Here is a 2,086-nt window from a genome sequence, read left to right as displayed (position 1 = left end):
GAAGCCTATCCAGTTTTGGTTCGAGTGTGGGTAACTTTGTGAGTGAGACTTACGGGAAGTTGTTTGGGGGTAAGCAAGTCGCATTGATGTTGGCGATGGATTCTAATGGAGGTTATTCTTATAGAGACGGAGTTCCAATTGATCCAACAAATACGGATCCGAAATTGTTAGAGTTATCTAATATGAATATAAAAAATGATGCCGAACTAAAAGCATTAGCGGAACAGTATGGAATTCCTTATGAATCCCTTAATAAATTATACGGAACTTCTTTTCATATAGCATTGAAAAAAGATACGAACGGAAATTTTGTAGTGAGCTATGAAAATGACGGTGATCGATTTAGGAATGATGGAATTGGATATTCAAAAACGCCATACGATCATGAAATATACGAGTTTGCGGGTTCGAAAATACATATGAAAGCTAAGGATTTAAACGGAAATGATGTATCAGTTCAGAATGGCAGATTTTACGTAAATATCGGAAGTGCTGACACGAATTGGTTGGATGTGACAGACATGAAAATTTCGGCAAAAGACGGAACGTCCACAACCATTGGCGAAATGTTTAGTAATCCAGCATATGAATTGAATTTTGCGGCTTCTCAAAAAGTAGCAGGCCGACAAGGGTCAAATAATACCGATGAATTAACAAAAATCTTAAAGCCTTGGAGTCCAATCGCTAATCTCGAAACATTTTTGCAGTTTCAAAATTTTCGTTTGAATGATATTCAATCCAATATGTACGGAGAAAATAGAGTTAATCCGAATACAGGATACAATTATATAACGTATGATGCATCAGGAATGCATAACTCAAGAGTAATTGGTTCAAGCTATGGTAGTCGCGGAGTTTGGAATACTACAAATTCACAATATCATAGGATCGATTATATCTTTGATGCAATGGTAGAACAAAATAAAAATGTAAAACCAATAAATACAAACTATGGGCCAGGGTTATAAAAATGAAAAAGTTTAAACTTGTTTTGAGATGTATAATGTTGGTTATCTTATTGCGAGGAGTGCAGCTTTCAGCAAATTTCAATGCTTGCACTACGAGAGAATGCCTTATTGAATCTGCGGAAACCATTCAAGATTATTACAAAAGAGATTCCCATTTCTTATACGGGTCTCCTATTCTTGAAGAATTTGATTTGCTTAAAGAGTCTCGGGAAATCATAAATATTAAAAAGATAGTGGATCATGTTTGCAAGAAGTCTGTAGACGAGAACGTTGAATATGTAGCACAACTTGCAATAAATATGCGGTGTTATTTTCTTCAGGGTAATTATCCAATGCTTATAGATCAGTATATAAAGCACAAATCAAAGTTATCCGAACAAGAAATATATCATAATGATGATTTAGTAATAAAAATTTTATACGCAAGAGTCTTGTGGATTTTAGGAGATAGAGATAACGCTAACGAAATCGAAAAAGAATTTATCTCTACATATTTCAAACAAAAACAAAAAATTTATCCAAATAAAAAAATTATCTATTATTACTTTGTGACGAATCAAAAAGAAAAATTGGTAATATATTTATTAGGACTAGCAGTACAGAGTAATTATTCGGCAAACAGCATCTGGTCCTGTAAGACTGATTTTGAGAGATTTATAAACAATATTCTATTTCAAGAACGATATCCAAGTGGCTGGAGCGATGAGATAATAAAAAAATACTCAGAATTATATGCTGAGAACAAGGAGTTTCGGTGTAAGCCACTCCCCAAAAGATTTCCTAGGCCAGGAGAAAAATGAAATCCCTCTCCCAACCCCGCGAGCGATCAAGGCGTGGTCAAGTTATTGGCATTATGGAAATGTAATGTTTTAAAAGCAGAATACAATAACTTGACCGGAGCTGCGAGCGCGGTCCGGCGCAGGCTCGATGCGATGCCTCTCTACGGATGGTCACCGCAGGACGCGGCCGAAGTAGCGTTGATGGCGGGAAGCGCTGCTCTGAATGCGATCGGTAGCGGTGTTGGAGTGAGCGTGAACGTAGGGTACACGTATGCTGATGGATATTCTGCGAATGCAGGCGTAGCGCAAGGGGGACTTGTAGGCCGAGTGAGCTGGAGT

The 2,086-nt window shown here is 37.3% G+C and carries 3 protein-coding genes; all 3 read left to right on the top strand.

The genetic code is table 11. From position 1 onward, the window contains the following. A partial coding sequence (locus EHQ17_RS06680; protein ID WP_210414538.1) for a hypothetical protein occupies positions 1-968 on the top strand: 968 nt, incomplete at its 5' end. A 2-nt stretch (positions 969-970) separates the two neighbouring features. Beyond that, entirely contained in the window at positions 971-1,768 is a 798-nt protein-coding gene (locus EHQ17_RS06675; protein ID WP_135591200.1) for a hypothetical protein, read from the top strand. 45 nt (positions 1,769-1,813) lie between these two features. Then, positions 1,814-2,086 (top strand): hypothetical protein (locus EHQ17_RS06670; RefSeq protein WP_135591202.1); only part of this gene is annotated, 273 nt, incomplete at its 3' end.

The sequence above is a fragment of the Leptospira gomenensis genome (assembly GCF_004770155.1).
Lineage (GTDB): Bacteria > Spirochaetota > Leptospiria > Leptospirales > Leptospiraceae > Leptospira > Leptospira gomenensis.
The sequence above is the reverse complement of the archived record's forward strand: the minus strand, read 5'-3'. Positions and strand labels throughout refer to the sequence as shown.